General features: G+C 55.4%; 13 protein-coding genes and 2 tRNA genes. 6 read left to right on the top strand and 9 right to left on the bottom strand.

From position 1 onward, the window contains the following. Nucleotides 1-32 precede the first annotated feature (32 nt). The 3 genes from galU to rssA form a co-directional block, all read right to left on the bottom strand. Nucleotides 33-938, bottom strand: coding sequence for a UTP--glucose-1-phosphate uridylyltransferase GalU (gene galU / locus ACWKXX_RS08860; RefSeq protein WP_003856723.1), 906 nt, complete (start codon nucleotides 936-938; stop codon nucleotides 33-35). Nucleotides 939-1,137: 199 nt separating this feature from the next. Next, on the bottom strand, nucleotides 1,138-2,151 hold the full coding sequence (rssB, locus tag ACWKXX_RS08855) for a two-component system response regulator RssB (protein ID WP_003856721.1): 1,014 nt from the start codon (nucleotides 2,149-2,151) through the stop codon (nucleotides 1,138-1,140). An 89-nt stretch (nucleotides 2,152-2,240) separates the two neighbouring features. After that, entirely contained in the window at nucleotides 2,241-3,143 is a 903-nt protein-coding gene (gene rssA, locus ACWKXX_RS08850; RefSeq protein WP_017384239.1) for a patatin-like phospholipase RssA, read from the bottom strand. A gap of 113 nt (nucleotides 3,144-3,256) precedes the next feature. Between rssA and ACWKXX_RS08845 the strand changes: the two genes are divergently transcribed. From ACWKXX_RS08845 to ACWKXX_RS08830, 4 genes are all read left to right on the top strand, one after another. Further along, on the top strand, nucleotides 3,257-3,721 hold the full coding sequence (locus tag ACWKXX_RS08845) for a YchJ family protein (RefSeq protein ID WP_261666196.1): 465 nt from the start codon (nucleotides 3,257-3,259) through the stop codon (nucleotides 3,719-3,721). Nucleotides 3,722-3,762: 41 nt separating this feature from the next. Continuing rightward, nucleotides 3,763-4,605: a formyltetrahydrofolate deformylase gene (gene purU / locus ACWKXX_RS08840; protein WP_015570366.1), complete on the top strand. Its 843-nt coding sequence runs from the start codon at nucleotides 3,763-3,765 to the stop codon at nucleotides 4,603-4,605. Nucleotides 4,606-4,762: 157 nt separating this feature from the next. Next, nucleotides 4,763-4,847 (top strand) — tRNA-Tyr (locus ACWKXX_RS08835). A gap of 34 nt (nucleotides 4,848-4,881) precedes the next feature. Then, nucleotides 4,882-4,966 (top strand) — tRNA-Tyr (locus ACWKXX_RS08830). Between the two features lie 225 nt (nucleotides 4,967-5,191). On the opposite strand, the gene narI is transcribed toward ACWKXX_RS08830, so the two are convergent. From narI to ACWKXX_RS08805, 5 genes are all read right to left on the bottom strand, one after another. Beyond that, complete coding sequence (gene narI / locus ACWKXX_RS08825; RefSeq protein ID WP_015570365.1) at nucleotides 5,192-5,869, bottom strand: respiratory nitrate reductase subunit gamma; 678 nt, start codon at nucleotides 5,867-5,869, stop codon at nucleotides 5,192-5,194. Continuing rightward, on the bottom strand, nucleotides 5,869-6,579 hold the full coding sequence (narJ, locus tag ACWKXX_RS08820) for a nitrate reductase molybdenum cofactor assembly chaperone (protein WP_017384242.1): 711 nt from the start codon (nucleotides 6,577-6,579) through the stop codon (nucleotides 5,869-5,871). Before narJ ends, narI begins: the two co-directional genes overlap by 1 nt. Beyond that, complete coding sequence (gene narH, locus ACWKXX_RS08815; protein ID WP_017384243.1) at nucleotides 6,576-8,111, bottom strand: nitrate reductase subunit beta; 1,536 nt, start codon at nucleotides 8,109-8,111, stop codon at nucleotides 6,576-6,578. Before narH ends, narJ begins: the two co-directional genes overlap by 4 nt. Next, a complete protein-coding gene (locus ACWKXX_RS08810; RefSeq protein WP_261666195.1) occupies nucleotides 8,108-11,851 on the bottom strand; it encodes a nitrate reductase subunit alpha in 3,744 nt (1,247 codons plus the stop codon). The genes narH and ACWKXX_RS08810 overlap by 4 nt, the downstream gene beginning before the upstream one ends. Before the next feature lie 382 nt (nucleotides 11,852-12,233). Continuing rightward, on the bottom strand, nucleotides 12,234-13,631 hold the full coding sequence (locus ACWKXX_RS08805) for a NarK family nitrate/nitrite MFS transporter (RefSeq protein ID WP_017693303.1): 1,398 nt from the start codon (nucleotides 13,629-13,631) through the stop codon (nucleotides 12,234-12,236). Between the two features lie 309 nt (nucleotides 13,632-13,940). On the opposite strand from ACWKXX_RS08805, the gene narX reads away from it, so the two are divergent. Both narX and narL read left to right on the top strand, forming a co-directional pair. Beyond that, nucleotides 13,941-15,737, top strand: a complete 1,797-nt coding sequence (gene narX / locus ACWKXX_RS08800) for a nitrate/nitrite two-component system sensor histidine kinase NarX (protein ID WP_032669674.1) — start codon at nucleotides 13,941-13,943, stop codon at nucleotides 15,735-15,737. Beyond that, nucleotides 15,730-16,380, top strand: coding sequence for a two-component system response regulator NarL (narL, locus tag ACWKXX_RS08795; protein WP_003856701.1), 651 nt, complete (start codon nucleotides 15,730-15,732; stop codon nucleotides 16,378-16,380). Before narX ends, narL begins: the two co-directional genes overlap by 8 nt. A gap of 1 nt (nucleotide 16,381) precedes the next feature. Here narL and ACWKXX_RS08790 read toward each other — a convergent pair whose 3' ends face one another. Further along, entirely contained in the window at nucleotides 16,382-17,800 is a 1,419-nt protein-coding gene (locus ACWKXX_RS08790) for a YchO/YchP family invasin (RefSeq protein WP_017384247.1), read from the bottom strand. Nucleotides 17,801-17,893: the final 93 nt, after the last annotated feature.

Raw genomic sequence — 17,893 nt, 5'->3', positions numbered from 1 at the left:
CCACCGGTCTTGTTCACTGGGCTGTGAGTTTATTACTTAATACCCACGCTACCTTTGAGCCAGGCTTTAAATTCTTCACCCAGGCTGTTATGGCGAATACCATATTCGACGAATGCCTGCATATAACCGAGCTTATTCCCGCAGTCATGGCTCTTACCTTTCATATGGTAGGCTTCCACGGTCTCTTTCTCGATCAGCATATCGATAGCATCCGTCAGCTGGATTTCATCGCCCGCACCCGGAGGCGTTTTCGCCAGCAGAGCCCAAATTTCAGCGCTCAGTACGTAACGACCAACGACAGCAAGGTTAGACGGCGCGACGTCCGCTTTAGGTTTTTCAACAACGCCAACCATCGGTACGCTTTCGCCAGGCTGCAGGTCAACGCCTTTGCAGTCAACCACGCCGTAAGCGGTCACGTCGTCGACTGGCTCAACCATAATCTGGCTGCTGCCGGTTTCGTCGAAGCGTTTAATCATTTCCGCCAGGTTTTCCTGGGAAAGATCGGACTCGTACTCATCAAGAATCACGTCAGGCAGAATAACCGCGACCGGCTCATCACCCACTACCGGGTGTGCACACAATACTGCGTGCCCCAGGCCTTTCGCCAGGCCCTGACGAACCTGCATAATGGTAACGTGTGGAGGGCAAATAGACTGCACTTCCTCCAGCAACTGGCGCTTAACGCGTTTTTCCAGCATTGCTTCGAGTTCGAAACTGGTATCGAAATGGTTTTCGATAGAGTTTTTAGATGAATGCGTCACCAGCACAATTTCGGTGATACCTGCTGCAATACATTCATTCACGACATACTGGATTAATGGCTTATCAACCAGAGGCAGCATCTCTTTTGGGATTGCCTTCGTCGCTGGCAACATCCTGGTACCCAATCCCGCCACCGGGATAACGGCCTTTCTGACTTTCGAATTAAGGGCAGCCATTGAAATTCTCCTGAACTGTTCAAGTTTTGAACTTTTATGCATTGAATAACGCGTTGAGTATACAGTCTCAGCCACTAATACGGGTCTGAAAAGAACGCGTTGCCGATCAATTAAGACAAATACGCATGAAACTTGCAGCGATAGTAGCACTGCCAGCAAAAACACAGGTAAAGCAATCTGAAAAATAAAATCTGACTGCTTACTCCGTGGACAACATTAAGCGTAACCGCCCTCCGGCACCCCAAATTTGGCACTGCCAGGAGGTGCAGCGATGGCTAATTTGATTAAGGTAAGTATTTCCCAGCGTACCCAACGGCACGCCGTTACTCACCTGAATATGGTGTTCGCCAGTATTCAGCGTGGCATTTAAACCCGCAGAGACCAGAATAAGGTTATTCAACCCGCTGTGATAATAGCCAACCAGAAGCGGGAACTGCCCCGGCAAATTGGCCTGGCGAAAAAGTTGGTTGACCTGTTTTAGTAAACTGCCTAACTCAGGAAGTCGTTGCCCCTGATGGGATAATTGTTCCTGTAGCAATCCATTAAACAGCGCACGGAGTAATAAGGCCGCCAGAACGCCGTTATCTCCCGCCCGGGTAACATCCAGGCAATAAAAAGCGAGGTCAGAATCTGATAGCGGCGCAATATCCAGCACCAGTCCAGGCTGGTCAGCCGCTACCAGCTGGCGATAATTTACTCTGCAATGAGAGATATTTTGCTGCACCGGCGGCTGAAGTTCCTGAAGCAGCTTCGCGGCCGCGAGCGGATTACTGACTAAAGCATCCCAGTCCTGGAAAAGACGTTCTTCTTCTTCCACCCGGGAATTAAACATATTGGGATACAGGCAGGCCAACACCGTTTCACGCAGACGGTTCAAATCTTTAACCGGTTTGAGCAGAATATCCTGCACACCTAAACGCAACGCCTTAGCAATATCCGCCATATTTTCGGTGGCCGAGATCACCAGTATCGGTGTCTGATAACCTTCATTACGCAGGTTTTCCACCAGCATTAATCCGTCCATGCGCGGCATCTCAAGGTCGCAGATCATCAGATCAGGCGCCATGCTGGCCATTTTTTCCAGTGCCTCGACCCCATCTTCGGCAAGGGACGTGGTTGCACCCAGTGAGGATAACCACGAATCCAGTAGCGATCGGAAAACGGGCTCGTCTTCTACTATCAAAATATGTTTTCCGGCCAATGGCTGTGTCATGGTTCCTCCCCTGGCTGACAGTTACTCAATAGTGGCATGCTATTGGTACTATCGCCTGTCAGATTTTGCTGAAGTAATCAAAAAAGTGCTCAACGTGCTGTACGCACAAAAGGCAACAGTTCATCTATTTTCTTTTCGACGGCTAACGAGCCCGCTGCTATGGCGGCCTCAGCCCGGTGGAAATCAAGGGTAGAGATTTGTGGACAATAGGGTTGAATAAGAATATCCGGAGGATCGCCAGCCATACGGTTTCGCTTCAGGCGATTCTCAAGGATCTGAATAGAGGTCGTCATGATTTCAATGGCGTTCGGCGCGGTCACCGCGCGACGGGCGGTCAGGCGCCCTATTCTGCCGCGTAATCGCGCATGCCAGGCAAGTTTCTCTTCTTCCGCATCATCGCTCTGAAGATTAACCGGCATCAAATCTTGCTGCATAAGGTGTGCGTCGTGCTGTAAATCCACGGCAATAACGATATCCGCCCCCATGGCGCGGGTCAGAGAGATGGGTACAGGATTCACTACGCCCCCATCAACGAGCCAGTAGCCGTTGTGAGGCACAGGCGCCATTAACCCCGGCATGCTACAGGATGCGCGAACGGCGAGATGAATATCCCCTTCAGTGAGCCATAACTCCCTGCCCGTACTGAGGTTGGTTGCAACGGCACCGAAAGGCATTTGGCAGTGGCTGAAGTCAGCGAGGGGCATTATCTTACGAAACTGATTGAACACGCGTTCGCCGCGCAGCAGGCCGCCACGCTGCCAGGAGAGATCCATCAGGCGCAGCACATCCCAGTAACTGAAGGAGCGCACCCAGCTTTCAAGCTCCGGGAGCTTACCGCAGGCGTACGCGGATCCGACCAGCGACCCGATTGAACATCCTGCGACAATATCAACGTCAATCCCCATCTGGTTTAAGGTATTGATAACGCCAATATGTGACCAACCCCGGGCTGCACCTGAGCCCAACGCCAGTCCAATTTTTACCTTTCTCATTAGCCCTGTTTTACTTCCCCTGGATTCCCGACATAGCGTCAACGCACCTGCTCAGTTAACATATTGCTACCTTAAGCGTTTAACGCCTTATTTTTTATTCCAGGAAGAGAATCGTGTCTCAACTCTGCCCCTGTAGTAGCGCTCTGGAGTATAGCCTATGTTGCCAGCGATATCTTTCTGGCGAGCAGGTTGCACCAGACCCGTCACACCTTATGCGCTCGCGGTATACTGCTTTTGTGATCAAAAACGCAGACTACCTGATTAGAACCTGGCATCCGTCCTGCCATGCTGCCGATTTTCGCCAAGAGATTGAAGCCGGATTTGCCAACACCGTCTGGCTGGGCCTCACCGTCTTTGAAGCCGCTCCCGGGCGCGATGCCAACGAGGGCTATGTCAGTTTTGTCGCCCGCTTTAGCGAACAAAACAAACCCGGTGCCATCATTGAACGCTCACGGTTCTTAAAGGACAGCGGGCAATGGTATTATATTGACGGCACACGTCCGCAATTCGGTCGTAACGATCCCTGCCCCTGTGGTTCAGGAAAAAAATTTAAAAAGTGTTGCGGCAGTAATGCCTGACAACTCAGACTTCGCAAATACATAAACAGGATTTCCCGGCGATGCAATCATTACAACGTAAAGTTCTGCGCACTATCTGTCCCGATCAAAAAGGGCTGATCGCACGAATTACCAACATTTGCTACAAGCATGAACTGAATATCGTGCAGAACAACGAGTTCGTTGACCACCGTACCGGTCGCTTCTTTATGCGTACCGAACTGGAAGGCATTTTCAACGACACAACCCTGCTTGCCGATCTGGACAGCGCCCTGCCGGAAGGCTCGGTGCGCGAGCTTAACCCGGCGGGCCGTCGCCGCATTGTCATTCTGGTCACCAAAGAGGCGCACTGCCTGGGCGATCTGCTGATGAAAGCCAACTACGGTGGCCTGGACGTCGAAATTGCCGCCGTCATTGGCAACCATGAGACGCTGCGTACGCTGGTTGAACGTTTTGACATTCCGTTTGAGCTGGTCAGTCACGAAGGCTATACCCGTGAAGAGCACGACAACCTGATGGCAGCTGCGATTGAAGCGCATAACCCGGACTACGTGGTGCTGGCGAAATATATGCGCGTGCTGACGCCATCCTTCGTGGCGCGCTTCCCGAACAAAATTATCAACATCCACCACTCCTTCCTGCCAGCCTTTATTGGCGCGCGTCCGTATCACCAGGCATACGAGCGTGGGGTGAAGATCATTGGCGCAACCGCGCACTACGTGAATGACAATCTGGACGAAGGTCCAATCATCATGCAGGACGTGATCCACGTGGATCACACCTATACGGCAGAAGATATGATGCGTGCTGGCCGTGACGTTGAGAAGAATGTACTGAGCCGTGCGCTGTATCAGGTACTTGCTCAGCGCGTCTTTGTGTACGGCAACAGAACGATTATTCTTTAATCCCTCGGAAAATGAATTGATTAGCTTTACGCCTTTACGGATAAAAAGCAGGCAAACAGCTTCATTTTCCTAAAGGAATGCTTTACAGGGGCGTCTCATTTGATATGATGCGCCCCGCTTCCAACAGGAAGCAGGCCAGTTAAAAGTATTACCCCGTGGTGGGGTTCCCGAGCGGCCAAAGGGAGCAGACTGTAAATCTGCCGTCATCGACTTCGAAGGTTCGAATCCTTCCCCCACCACCATCTCCAGCTTTACCTCAAAATATGAATTATCCCTGGTGGGGTTCCCGAGCGGCCAAAGGGAGCAGACTGTAAATCTGCCGTCATCGACTTCGAAGGTTCGAATCCTTCCCCCACCACCATCACTTCCAGATTCTTAAGCACTCACTCAAGCACAATGCTCCATATTTCTCGATGCCGGGAGTAATCCTTCCCTGCCTGTTTTCTCCGGTGGCGCTTCGCTTACCGGGGCTACGAATAGGGTCTGTAGGCCGGGTAAGGCGCAGCCGCCACCCGGCATCCGCACGCCCCCCTGGATCGGGGACAAAAAAAACCCCGCAAATGCGGGGTTGTATTAATACAGCGAATCAGCGACGAGCACGCACAACCTGATATTTGCGCGTCAGGTACTCCACCGGCGCACTCCAGATGTGCACCAGGCGAGAGAACGGGAACAGCACAAACAGGGTCATACCCAGCACCAGGTGAACGCGGAAGATAAACGCCACGCCGTCCAGATGCTCAGAAGCGCCCCCGCGGAAGGTCACGACAGACTGCGCCCATCCCACCAGCTTCATCATCTCGCTGCCGTCCATATGCTGCGCAGAGAATGGAATGGTCAGCAGACCAAGCGCACACTGCACCATCAGCAGGGAGAGGATCAGGATGTCCGCTCCGGTCGTGGTAGCCCGCACGCGTGGGCTGAACAGACGTCGTTTCAGCAGCAACAGACCACCCACCAGGGTCATCACGCCACAGGCGCCGCCGGCAATCATCGCCATCTTCTGCTTCACTTCAATCGGCAGCCACGCTTCGTACATCCAGTGCGGGGTCAGCATCCCCAGGAAGTGGCCGGCGAAAATTCCCAAAATCCCGATGTGGAACAGGTTTGACGCCAGGTTCATCCCTTTACGATCCAGCATCTGGCTGGAGGCAGCACGCCAGGTGTACTGGCCATAGTCATAACGCAGCCAGCTTCCCACCAGGAACACGGTGCCCGCGATATACGGGTAAATGTCAAAGAAGAACATATTCAGGAAGTGCATTAGTGCTGTCCTCCGTTAGAGATATTCAAATATTGCGGAGCCACCGCTCCGGCAAAACGACGCTGATGCGCGGAGATTTCAGATTCGCCACAGCTCTGGTCAGCAAAGAATTTCACCTGCTCCTCTTCCCAGACGGCATCCAGTGCTTGTGGGGTATCGTCACGGGCTTCATCCGCGATTTTTTCCGCCACTTTTTGACTGTCAACCGAGGCGTTAGCCAGTTTCACCAGCAGATCGAACAGGACTGCATAGCTGCTCTCACGTTGCTGGAGACGCGCGCCGAGCAACGCCAGAATGGGAGCAATGTCCTGCAACCCGCCCAGCGCTTCCTCTTTCGGCAACTGCGCCAGATATTCCAGATACAGCGGCAGGTGATCCGGCAGCTCGCGGCTGTCGAGTTGCAAACCGTGCTGCTCGTACTGGCCCATCAGATCCACCATCGCCTGACCACGGTCGCGGGATTCACCGTGAACGTGTTCGAACAGCAGCAGAGACGTGGCACGGCCCCGGTCAAACAGCTGGCTGTAGTCCGCCTGCGCATCAAGAAGATCGCGTGCCAGCAGATCGCGGAGGAAAACGCCCAGCTTCTGGGCATCCTCTTTATCCAGGTTTTCAGATGACGCGAGTGCATCAAAGAGTTCCTGTTGATGCTGCACAAGCGCAGCATCAGGGTACTCGAGCAGACGCGAAACAATGACGAGTTCAATCATTGGTGCGGCTCCGTTTTGCTGGTCACATCCATCGCGTCAATGCGGCGGCTGTTGAACAGGTTGAATTTGCTGTCTGACCCGTGGCAACCGTCGCCAAAGGTAAAGCCACACCCACTTTTCTCCGGGAAGGCCTCGCGAGCCAGTTCACGGTGGCTGCTCGGCACCACGAAACGATCTTCGTAGTTAGCGATTGCCAGATAGCGGTACATCTCCTGCGCCTGCGCTTCGGTCAGACCAACCTCCTCCAGCGCGCGGGTATCGTTAACGCCGTCAACGGTTTCGGCACGTTTGAAGTGACGCATCGCCAGCATACGTTTCAGCGCGAGCAGTACCGGCTGGGTATCCCCTGCGGTGAGCAGGTTGGCCAGATACTGAACCGGGATACGCAGGCTTTCCACGTCCGGCAGAATGCCGTTGCTGCCCAGTTCACCCGCGTCCGCCGCAGACTGAATCGGAGACAGTGGCGGCACGTACCAGACCATCGGCAGCGTGCGGTATTCCGGGTGCAGCGGCAGGGCCAGCTTCCAGTCCATCGCCATTTTGTACACCGGGGACTGCTGTGCGGCGTCAATCACGCTCTGCGGAATACCGTCTTTCAGCGCCTGCTCAATAACCTTCGGATCGTTTGGATCGAGGAAGACGTCCAGCTGACGCTGATACAGATCTTTCTCGTTCTCGGTGCTTGCGGCATTTTCAATCGCGTCCGCGTCGTACAGCAGCACGCCGAGGTAGCGGATACGACCTACGCAGCTTTCTGAGCAGACTGTCGGCATACCGGCTTCGATACGCGGGTAGCAGAAGATGCACTTCTCAGACTTACCGCTCTTCCAGTTGAAGTAGATTTTTTTGTACGGGCAGCCGGTGATGCACATACGCCAGCCGCGGCACTTGTCCTGGTCGATCAGCACAATGCCATCTTCTTCACGCTTGTAGATGGCGCCGCTTGGGCAGGTCGCCACACACGCCGGGTTAAGGCAGTGTTCGCACAGGCGCGGCAGGTACATCATGAAGGTGTTTTCGAACTGGCCGTACATCGCCTTCTGCATGTTCTCGAAGTTCTGGTCTTTGGCGCGTTTTTCAAACTCGCCGCCCAGAATCTCTTCCCAGTTTGGACCGCTGGTAATTTTGTCCATGCGCTGGCCGGTGATCAGCGAGCGAGGACGGGCGATCGGCTGGTGTTTGCTTTCCGGCGCGTTGTGCAGATTCTGGTAGTCGTAATCAAACGGCTCGTAGTAATCATCAATGCCCGGCAGATGCGGGTTAGCGAAGATTTTTCCCAGCAACATGGCACGGTTACCCATGCGCGGTTGCAGTTTGCCGTTGATTTTACGGATCCAGCCGCCCTTCCACTTCTCCTGGTTTTCCCAGTCGGTCGGGAAGCCGGTGCCCGGCTTACTTTCCACGTTGTTGAACCAGGCGTACTCCATACCTTCACGGCTGGTCCAGACGTTTTTACAGGTGACTGAGCAGGTATGACAGCCGATGCATTTATCCAGATTCAGCACCATGCCGACTTGTGAACGAATTTTCATTTTACGCTCTCCTGTACCTGGTCATTACCTTCGCCATCTAACCAGTTAATATTCTTCATCTTACGTACCACCACGAACTCATCGCGGTTCGATCCTACGGTGCCGTAGTAGTTAAAGCCGTAGGCCAGCTGGGCATAACCACCGATCATGTGGGTCGGCTTCGGCGTAATACGGGTCACGGAGTTGTGAATACCGCCGCGCTGCTCGGTGATCTCAGACCCCGGCAGGTTAACGATACGTTCCTGCGCGTGGTACATCATGGTCATCCCGGCCGGTACACGCTGGCTCACCACCGCACGTGCCGTCAGGGCGCCGTTGCTGTTGAACACTTCGATCCAGTCGTTATCTTCGATACCCAGATCTTTGGCGTCCGCTTCGCTCATCCAGACGATTGGCCCCCCGCGCGACAGCGTCAGCATCAGCAGGTTGTCGCTGTAGGTGGAGTGGATACCCCACTTCTGGTGCGGCGTCAGGAAGTTCAGCGCCTTCTCAGGGTTACCGTTCGATTTCGCGCCCATCACCGCTTTCACGGAGCGGGTGTCGATTGGCGGACGGTAAACCAGCAGGCTTTCACCGAAGTCACGCATCCACTGGTGATCCTGATACAGAGACTGACGGCCAGAAAGCGTGCGCCATGGGATCAGCTCGTGAACGTTGGTGTATCCGGCGTTATAGGACACATGTTCATCTTCGAGGCCAGACCAGGTCGGGCTGGAGATAATCTTGCGCGGCTGGGCCTGAATATCGCGGAAGCGGATTTTCTCTTCCTCTTTATTCTTCGCCAGGTGCGTGTGGTCACGACCGGTAAACTCGCTCAGGGCCGCCCACGCTTTCACCGCCACGTGGCCGTTGGTTTCCGGGGCCAGGGTCAGGATCATCTCTGCCGCATCAATTGCCGTGTTCAGCATCGGCTGGCCTTTCGCCGGGCCGTCTGCTTTGGTGTAATTGAGCTTGCGCAGCAAATCCATTTCGCTCTGGGTGTTCCAGGCGATGCCTTTACCGCCGTTACCGATCTTCTCCATCAGCGGGCCGATAGAGGTAAAGCGTTCGTAAGTTGCCGGGTAATCACGTTCAACCGGAATAATGTGCGGCGCGGTTACGCCCGGGATCAGATCGCACTCGCCTTTTTTCCAGTCCTTCACGTCCAGCGGCTGAGCCAGTTCGGCAGCGGAGTCGTGCTGGATTGGCAGCGTCACCACGTCGGTCTCTTTGCCCAGGTGCCCTACACAGACTTCAGAGAATTTCTTCGCGATGTCTTTGTAAATTTCCCAGTCGCTTTTTGATTCCCACGCCGGGTCAACGGCCGCCGACAGCGGATGAATAAACGGATGCATATCCGACGTATTCATGTCGTCTTTTTCGTACCAGGTGGCAGTAGGCAGCACGATGTCGGAGTACAGGCAGGTACTGGACAGACGGAAGTCCAGCGTCACCACCAGATCCAACTTGCCGTCGAGACCGTTGTCTTTCCACTCCACTTCTTCCGGCTTCACGCCGCCCTGCTTGCCGAGATCTTTACCCTGAATACCGTTTTCGGTACCGAGCAGGTATTTCAGCATGTACTCGTGGCCTTTACCGGAAGAACCCAGCAGGTTAGAGCGCCAGATGAACAGGTTACGCGGATGGTTTTTACCGTTCTCCGGCTGTTCTGCCGCGAAGCGGATTGAGCCGTCTTTGAGGGATTTAACGGTGTAGTCCACCGGTGACATGCCCACTTGCTTCGCCGCTTCCGCAATACGCAGCGGGTTCGTACCCAGCTGCGGCGCAGACGGCAGCCAGCCCATACGCTCAGCGCGCACGTTGAAGTCAATCAGGTGGCCGCTGTAGCGGGATTTATCCGCCATCGGCGACAGCAGTTCCTGGGCGGTAACCGTCTCGTAGCGCCACTGGCTGGAGTGGTTATAGAAGTAGGAGGTGCTGTTCATGTGACGAGCCGGACGCTGCCAGTCAAGGGCAAACGCCAGCGGTTGCCAGCCGGTCTGCGGACGCAGTTTTTCCTGGCCCACGTAGTGCGCCCAGCCGCCGCCGCTCTGCCCGACGCAGCCGCAGAAGATCAGCATGTTGATCAGGCCACGATAGTTCATATCGAGGTGATACCAGTGGTTCAGACCGGCACCGACGATGATCATGGAGCGACCGTGGGTTTTGTCGGCGTTTTCCGCAAATTCGCGGGCGATACGGGTGATCTGGGCGCGTGGCACACCGGTGATCTGCTCCGCCCAGGCTGGGGTATAAGCCTTCACGTCATCATAGCTGGTCGCGCAGTTTTCGTCGTTCAGGCCACGCTCCAGGCCGTAGTTAGCCATGGTCAGATCGTAGACGGTAGTGACCAGAGCAGTAGAACCGTCCGCCAGTTGCAGGCGCTTCACCGGCAGCTTGTGCATCAGAACGTTTTGCAACTCAACCTTGTTGAAGTGCTCGGAACCTTCACCACCAAAGTACGGGAAGCCGACATCGGCGATCTCATCCTGGCTGCCCAGCATGCTGAGACGCAGCTCCGTCTCTTCACCCGTGGTGCCGTTACGCTGCTCCAGGTTCCATTTGCCTTTTTCCCCCCAGCGGAAGCCGATAGAACCGTTTGGCGCCACCAGCTCGCCGTTGCTGTTGCAGGCGACCGTTTTCCACTCCGGGTTGTTTTCCTGACCCAGCGCGTCCACCAGATCCGCGGCACGCAGCATACGGCCTGCGGCGTAATAGCCGTCACGCTCTTCGAGCATCACCAGCATTGGCATGTCGGTGTAGCGACGCACGTAATCGGTGAAATACTGGCTTGGCTTGTCGAGGTGGAATTCACGCAGCATGACGTGGCCCATCGCCAGCGCCATTGCGGCATCGGTACCCTGTTTCGGCGCCAGCCACAGGTCGCACAGTTTGGCGATTTCGGCGTAGTCCGGGGTCACGGCGACGGTTTTGGTCCCTTTGTAACGTACTTCGGTAAAGAAGTGCGCATCCGGGGTACGGGTCTGCGGAACGTTAGAGCCCCAGGCGATGATGTAGCTGGAGTTATACCAGTCGGCGGACTCCGGCACGTCGGTCTGCTCACCCCAGGTCTGTGGTGACGCTGGCGGCAGGTCGCAGTACCAGTCGTAGAAGCTCAGGCAGGTACCACCGATGAGTGACAGGTAGCGCGCGCCGGAGGCGTAAGAGACCATCGACATCGCCGGGATTGGCGAGAAGCCTGCCACACGGTCAGGACCGTAGGTTTTCACGGTGTAGACGTTGGAAGCCGCAATCAGCTCGTTCACCTCTTTCCAGGAAGAGCGAACGAAACCACCGCGACCACGCGCCTGCTTGAAGCTTTTCGCTTTGTCGGCATCTTCAATGATGGAGACCCAGGCATCAACCGGATCGCTGTGCTGCACTTTCGCTTCACGCCACATTTTCATCAGGCGTTTACGCATCAGCGGGTATTTCAGACGGTTGGCGCTGTAGAGATACCAGGAGTAGCTGGCCCCACGCGGGCAGCCGCGCGGCTCGTGGTTCGGCATATCCGGACGGGTACGCGGATAATCGGTCTGCTGCATTTCCCAGGTCACCAGACCGTTTTTAACGAAAATCTTCCAGCTACATGAGCCAGTGCAGTTTACGCCGTGGGTAGAACGGACAACTTTGTCATGCTGCCAGCGTTGACGGTAACCGTCTTCCCAGTCCCGGTTGGTATCCAGAACCTGGCCGTGCCCATCGGCAAAAGTTTCACCCTTCTGTTTGAAGTAGCGAAACCGGTCCAAAAATTTGCTCATCGGGTATCTCCTGTGTGGAGCCTGTGGCTCTCTAAATCGACATTGCTGATTTGCAGCGAAGGTAACGCTATGAAAGATGGTGAGAATTGATAACGATCAAGACGAAGGGGGACTCTGAGGGGGGGGTATTAGATCAAATACCACCAAAGCGGTAGCCGTTAATATTTTTTAACTTTATGATTTATATAGATATATTTTATTTATCGTACAATAAGTGAGGCAAAATTTAACATCTTAGGTATTAAGGGGTAGAAACACCTGTAAAGCGATGGCGATCACAGCGTTACCTGCGTATGACCACAGGAAAAGCTATTAGTATGTTGTAACTATTTAGCGATTAAAAAAAGCGCGGCACTCAGGCCGCGCAAACGGATAATCAAGCTTACTTGTTTTTCTTGGTATTACGGCCATATACCAGCCAGGTGATGACCACGCAGGCGATATAGAAGACGAGGAATATTTTCATCGCACCCGCCGGAGAGCCGGTCAGATCCAGTGAGATACCGAACGCTTTTGGAATAAAGAAGCCGCCAATCGCGCCAATCGCAGAGATAAACCCAAGCGCCGCAGCGGTATCGGTGGCGGCTTCACGCATTGCCTGCTCATCGCTCCCGCCCTGCGCTTTCACGCGGTCCATGGTCAGCTTGCGAAAGATGACAGAGATCATCTGGAAAGTAGACGCACTGCCCAGCCCGGCGGTCAGGAACAGCACCATGAATACGCCGAAGAAGGCAAAGAAGTTACCCCCCTCACCACCCGCAGGCAGCGTCAGGAACAGCAGCGCACAGAAGATGGCCATCACAACAAAGTTCACCAGCGTAACGCGCGTTCCCCCCAGACGGTCGGAGATCATCCCGCCCAGCGAACGTGCCAGCGCGCCGATAAACGGACCGAAGAAGGCAAACTGAAGGATCTGCACGTCCGGGAACTGGGTTTTAGACAGCATGGCAAAGCCTGCTGAGAAACCGATGAACGAGCCGAAGGTCGCCAGATACAGCAGCGCCATCACCCACAGGTGGCCACGCTTCAGCACCGGCAGCTGCTCGCTCAGTGACGCTTTGGACGCGGACAGATCGTTCATGAAGAACCACGCCGCCAGGGTAAAGACCACCAGGAACGGTACCCAAATCCAGGAGGCGTTTTGCAGGAACAGCACGGAACCGTCGGGCTGCGTCACACCGCCGCCGCCAAAGGCCGCAAAGATGGAGACAGAGATCGCCAGCGGGGCAATCAGCTGCATCACGCTCACGCCCATATTACCGAGGCCGCCGTTAATGCCCAGCGCACCACCCTGCTTCGCTTTCGGGAAGAAGAAGCTGATGTTTGCCATACTGGACGCAAAGTTCGCCCCCGCAAAACCGCACAGCAGAGAGATAATCACGAATACGCTAAACGGTGTGGAGGTATCCTGCACCGCAAAACCGAGCCACACGCACGGTACGATCATGATCCCGGTACTGAAAGCCGTCCAGCGACGACCACCAAAGACCGGCACCATAAACGCGTAAGGAACGCGCAGCAGTGCGCCTGAAAGCGACGGCAACGCGGTCAACATAAACAGCTGATCGGTAGTAAAGGTAAAGCCCACTTTTGGAAGGTTAACCGCAACCGCACTAAACAACATCCAGACGCAAAACGCCAGTAACAGACATGGAACGGAAATCCACAGATTACGACTTGCTACACGGTGGCCGCGCTGTTGCCAGAACGCCGGATCCTCTGGACGCCAGTCTGTAATAACGGCACCAGTTTCCCTTTCGGGAGCGGAAGAGTGACTCATAGACACCTCTGATTCTCGAATGATGCTGCAAACATTAGGGCTTTAGAGCGGCGGTAAGTTGATATAAATCAAAGGAAAAGTGGGAGGTTTTGCGGCGAAAAAAAAGCCATCACTCTTAATGAGTAGATGCAAAACGTAAAAAAGGTGTGTTTTTTCACGGTGCTGACGCATCCCTGCTTCGTCCACCCACTAACCGTTACCCCTCTGGCAATTTAGAGGTAATCCTTTATTGGTATGGGTATACTCCAGGGTATGCACCAGAATAGCGCCATTCCTGCAATCAGGTCACGTCAGGAGCCCGGCAACTCTATGTTAAAAAGATGTTTATCTCCGCTGACGCTGGTTAACCAGCTGGCGCTTATTGTTCTGCTGTCCACCGCTATCGGCGTGACCGGCATGGCTATTTCTGGCTGGCTGGTACAGGGTGTACAGGGTAACGCGCATGCCATCAACGAGGCAGGCTCGCTACGTATGCAGAGTTACCGGCTGCTGGCGTCGGTGCCGCTGACGCAGGCTGACCAACCGCTTATCGACGAAATGGAGCGTACCGCATTCAGCCCTGAACTGGAAAGAGCCGCCATCCGTGACGGTCAGCAATCTCAGCTTAAGGCGCTTCAGGGCTACTGGCATACCCAGCTGGAGCCTGGGTTAAAGCGGGCGGAAGACCGGGAAACGGTCGCCCGGGACGTCGCCGGGTTTGTGTCACGCATCGATCATCTTGTCTCCTCATTCGATCGCACCACAGAGTTACGCATTGACCGTGTGGTGATGGTTCACCGCGCAATGGCGCTGTTTATGGGTTTGCTGCTGATTTTCACGGTTATCTGGCTACGCGCGCGGTTGCTTAATCCCTGGAAACAGCTCCTGGCGATGGCCCGCGCCGTCACACAGCGCGATTTTACCCAGCGCACGCACATCAGCGGGCGCAACGAAATGGCGATGCTCGGCGAGGCGCTCAACACCATGTCGGCAGAGCTATCAGAAAGCTACGCGGTACTGGAACAACGCGTCCAGGAGAAAACCGCCGGGCTTGAGCAGAAAAACGAGATCCTCTCTTTCCTCTGGCAGGCGAACCGTCGCCTGCATATGCAGGTCCCGCTTTGCGAACGTCTCTCGCCGGTACTGAACGGCCTGCAAAATCTGACTCTGCTCCGCGATCTTGAGCTTCGGGTTTACGACGTTGAGGATGAGGAAAACCATCAGGAATTTACCTGTCAGTCGGACATATCCTGCGACGATAAAGGGTGTCATCTGTGCCCGCGCGGCTTGCCGCCGCTTACCACCAGCGGCACGACCCTCAAGTGGCGGCTGATGGACAGCCATACCCAGTACGGTATTTTGCTGGCCACCCTGCCCGCCGGACGTCACCTGAGCCACGACCAGCAGCAGCTGGTCGATACGCTTGTTGAGCAGCTCACGGCCACGCTGGCGCTCGACCGCCACCAGGAGAAACAGCAGCAGCTGATCGTGATGGAGGAGCGTGCCACCATCGCCCGCGAGCTTCACGACTCCATCGCCCAGTCCCTCTCCTGCATGAAGATGCAGGTGAGCTGCCTGCAAATGCAGGATGAAGGCATGCCCGAGAGCAGCAAACAGCTGCTCAGCCAGATCCGCAACGAGCTTAACACCTCGTGGATTCAGCTTCGCGAGCTGCTGACCACCTTCCGTTTGCAGCTCACAGAGCCGGGGCTGCGCCCTGCGCTGGAATCCAGCTGTCAGGAGTTTAGCGCCCGGCTGGGCTTCCCGGTGAAGCTGGATTACCAGCTGCCACCGCGTTTTGTCCCCTCTCACCAGGCGATCCACTTGCTGCAAATTGCCCGCGAAGCCCTGAGCAACGTGCTCAAGCATGCCGAGGCGACGGCCGTCACGGTCACCGTCAGCTGCCAGGATAATCAGGTGAAGCTCAGGGTTCAGGATAACGGCCGCGGCGTGCCGGAAAATGCCGAACGAACGAACCACTATGGTTTAATTATTATGCGAGACCGCGCGCAAAGCCTGCGCGGTGATTGCCAGGTTCGCCGGGGAGAGTCAGGTGGCACCGAAGTTGTGGTCACCTTTATACCCGAAAAGCCCCTCATAACTGCTCAAGGAGAAAACCATGACTAATCAGGAACCGGCATCTATCCTGTTGATTGACGATCATCCGATGCTGCGCACTGGCGTTAAACAGCTTGTCAGCATGGCGCCAGATATCACCGTCGTCGGGGAAGCCAGTAACGGCGAACAGGGTATTGAACTTGCCGAATCGCTCGATCCTGATTTGATCTTGCTCGATCTCAACATGCCGGGCATGAATGGCCTGGAAACCCTCGACAAGCTGCGGGAGAAATCCCTCTCTGGCCGGGTGGTGGTCTTCAGCGTCTCAAACCATGAAGAAGACGTGGTCACCGCCCTCAAGCGAGGGGCAGACGGCTATCTGCTGAAAGATATGGAGCCGGAAGATCTGCTCAAGGCGCTGCAACAGGCTGCCGCAGGCGAGATGGTGCTGAGTGAAGCGTTAACGCCGGTACTGGCCGCCAGCCTGCGTGCGAACCGCGCCACGTCTGATCGTGACGTCAGCCAGTTGACCCCGCGTGAGCGTGACATTCTGAAGCTGATTGCCCAGGGGCTGCCGAACAAAATGATCGCCCGCCGTCTGGACATCACCGAGAGCACGGTCAAAGTGCATGTCAAACACATGCTGAAAAAAATGAAGTTAAAATCCCGCGTCGAAGCCGCCGTCTGGGTGCATCAGGAGCGCATTTTTTAACTTACTCATCCGGCAGCAACTTCCACCGTGGATCGTCGGCAGGCATTGCGACGAGCGGTTGCACCACGGAAAGCGTGATCTCATTGGAGGAGACACGCTGCCCATCCTTATCTTCCACCACGGCCGTAAGCCGCCATGTATTTTTCGCCCCTTCCGAATCATCCCATGCAGGCATGATCACACTCCAGCCATCGCTGCTGTTGCCGTTTGCCGGTGAGGTCAGGCTGAGCGCCTGGGTATCTCCCAGCCAGTGGATCTGCCGGATACCGTGCGTGCTGCGAATTTGCAGCTTCAGCATCACCGTTTCGCCTGGCTTAAGATCCCACGGCGGCGTGGCCAGATATACCGAGAGGGTTTTGCGCTGACGGAATTCCATCACGGGCAGATTATCGCGATCGGGTGAATCATAGCGGCTGCCCCGCAGCGAGCGCGTCGCCGCCACTTCCCCGGCGGAAAGCTGTTTCGCCAGCGGCACGCCAAAACGATAGTTGAGCTTAAGCCCGAGGTTATTCTGGCTAACGCCGCTCTCCCCCTGCTTATGGGCAGCCGTCAGGGTGACCAGCGGTACGGGGGTATAGTTCAGCCCCAGGTTGACCGCAACCGGGTTGTGATACCCCGTACCGCTGTTAAACAGATCGACGTTATCGCCAAAATACTGTTCAAAGCTGACGCTGGTGTTCAGGTGGTGAAACCAGGGAAGCCAGGCTTTGGCCGTTACGTCGTATCCGCGCGCCATGCGCTGCTCGCGGATGTCGGAACGCGGCTGCCAGCCAGCGAACGGCTGGTAGTAATTGGCCGACAGGCGCAGGTTTTCACCCCACGCCTCTGCGCCCAGCCCGGCACGTTGCAGGTTGTCTTCCAGCAGGTTGTCGTAAAAAGTGTTGTAGCCCAGCAGCCAGTTTCCGGCAACCCAGCGCTGACCTGCCCCGACGTTACTCACCAGCCCGTCTGTCTGCTGCGTCAGCCCAAGCTGGCTCCAGCTCAGATAGCGGGTATTGTCGTTCCAGGGGATAAACCAGCTTCCGCTGCTGCCGTTAAAGTTGCCGTCGTCATCCACCAGCACATTGACGTTGGCGTTTCCCCAGGGTGAAAGCCAGGATTCAATCTGCTCGTTGACTTCCCCGCTCACGGCATCCCGCACCTTGCCAAACGCGAACTGTCGCGCCTGCTGCCCGGCCGTCAGGCCGTTATCGGTCATACTGGCTTCACCGAAGGCCTTAGCCATTTCAGCCAGATGCTTTTCGCCTTCGCTGGTCGGTTGCGCCATGCCGAGATCCGGCAGACTATCGCCGTTGTTATCAAACGGATTTTGCGCCTGCTGCACGAAGGATTTCGGCGCACCATGAACGGCTCCAGCCGTAAAAAGGGGGAGTAACAGCAAAAAACGGATGCGGGACGATACAGCCTTCAACGTCGTCAATCAGAACCTGTGTTTATGAACAAACACTTATTATGTTAACGCCATAAGCCCTGAAAACCAGTCTTAAGAGAAATTTCAGGAATATCCTGAAAA

The organism is Enterobacter sp. UPMP2061 (assembly GCF_053709615.1).
This window is presented reverse-complemented; position numbering and strand designations above follow the sequence as displayed.

Bases quoted from the DNA above. Each gene is read 5' to 3' on its own strand.
- narL (WP_003856701.1), top strand. From the start codon at position 15,730: ATGACTAATCAGGAACCGGCATCTATCCTGTTGATTGACGATCATCCG.
- narI (WP_015570365.1), bottom strand. From the start codon at position 5,869: ATGCACTTCCTGAATATGTTCTTCTTTGACATTTACCCGTATATCGCG.
- purU (WP_015570366.1), top strand. From the start codon at position 3,763: ATGCAATCATTACAACGTAAAGTTCTGCGCACTATCTGTCCCGATCAA.
- ACWKXX_RS08805 (WP_017693303.1), bottom strand. From the start codon at position 13,631: ATGAGTCACTCTTCCGCTCCCGAAAGGGAAACTGGTGCCGTTATTACA.
- rssA (WP_017384239.1), bottom strand. From the start codon at position 3,143: ATGAGAAAGGTAAAAATTGGACTGGCGTTGGGCTCAGGTGCAGCCCGG.
- rssB (WP_003856721.1), bottom strand. From the start codon at position 2,151: ATGACACAGCCATTGGCCGGAAAACATATTTTGATAGTAGAAGACGAG.
- ACWKXX_RS08810 (WP_261666195.1), bottom strand. From the start codon at position 11,851: ATGAGCAAATTTTTGGACCGGTTTCGCTACTTCAAACAGAAGGGTGAA.
- narH (WP_017384243.1), bottom strand. From the start codon at position 8,111: ATGAAAATTCGTTCACAAGTCGGCATGGTGCTGAATCTGGATAAATGC.
- narX (WP_032669674.1), top strand. From the start codon at position 13,941: ATGTTAAAAAGATGTTTATCTCCGCTGACGCTGGTTAACCAGCTGGCG.
- narJ (WP_017384242.1), bottom strand. From the start codon at position 6,579: ATGATTGAACTCGTCATTGTTTCGCGTCTGCTCGAGTACCCTGATGCT.
- galU (WP_003856723.1), bottom strand. From the start codon at position 938: ATGGCTGCCCTTAATTCGAAAGTCAGAAAGGCCGTTATCCCGGTGGCG.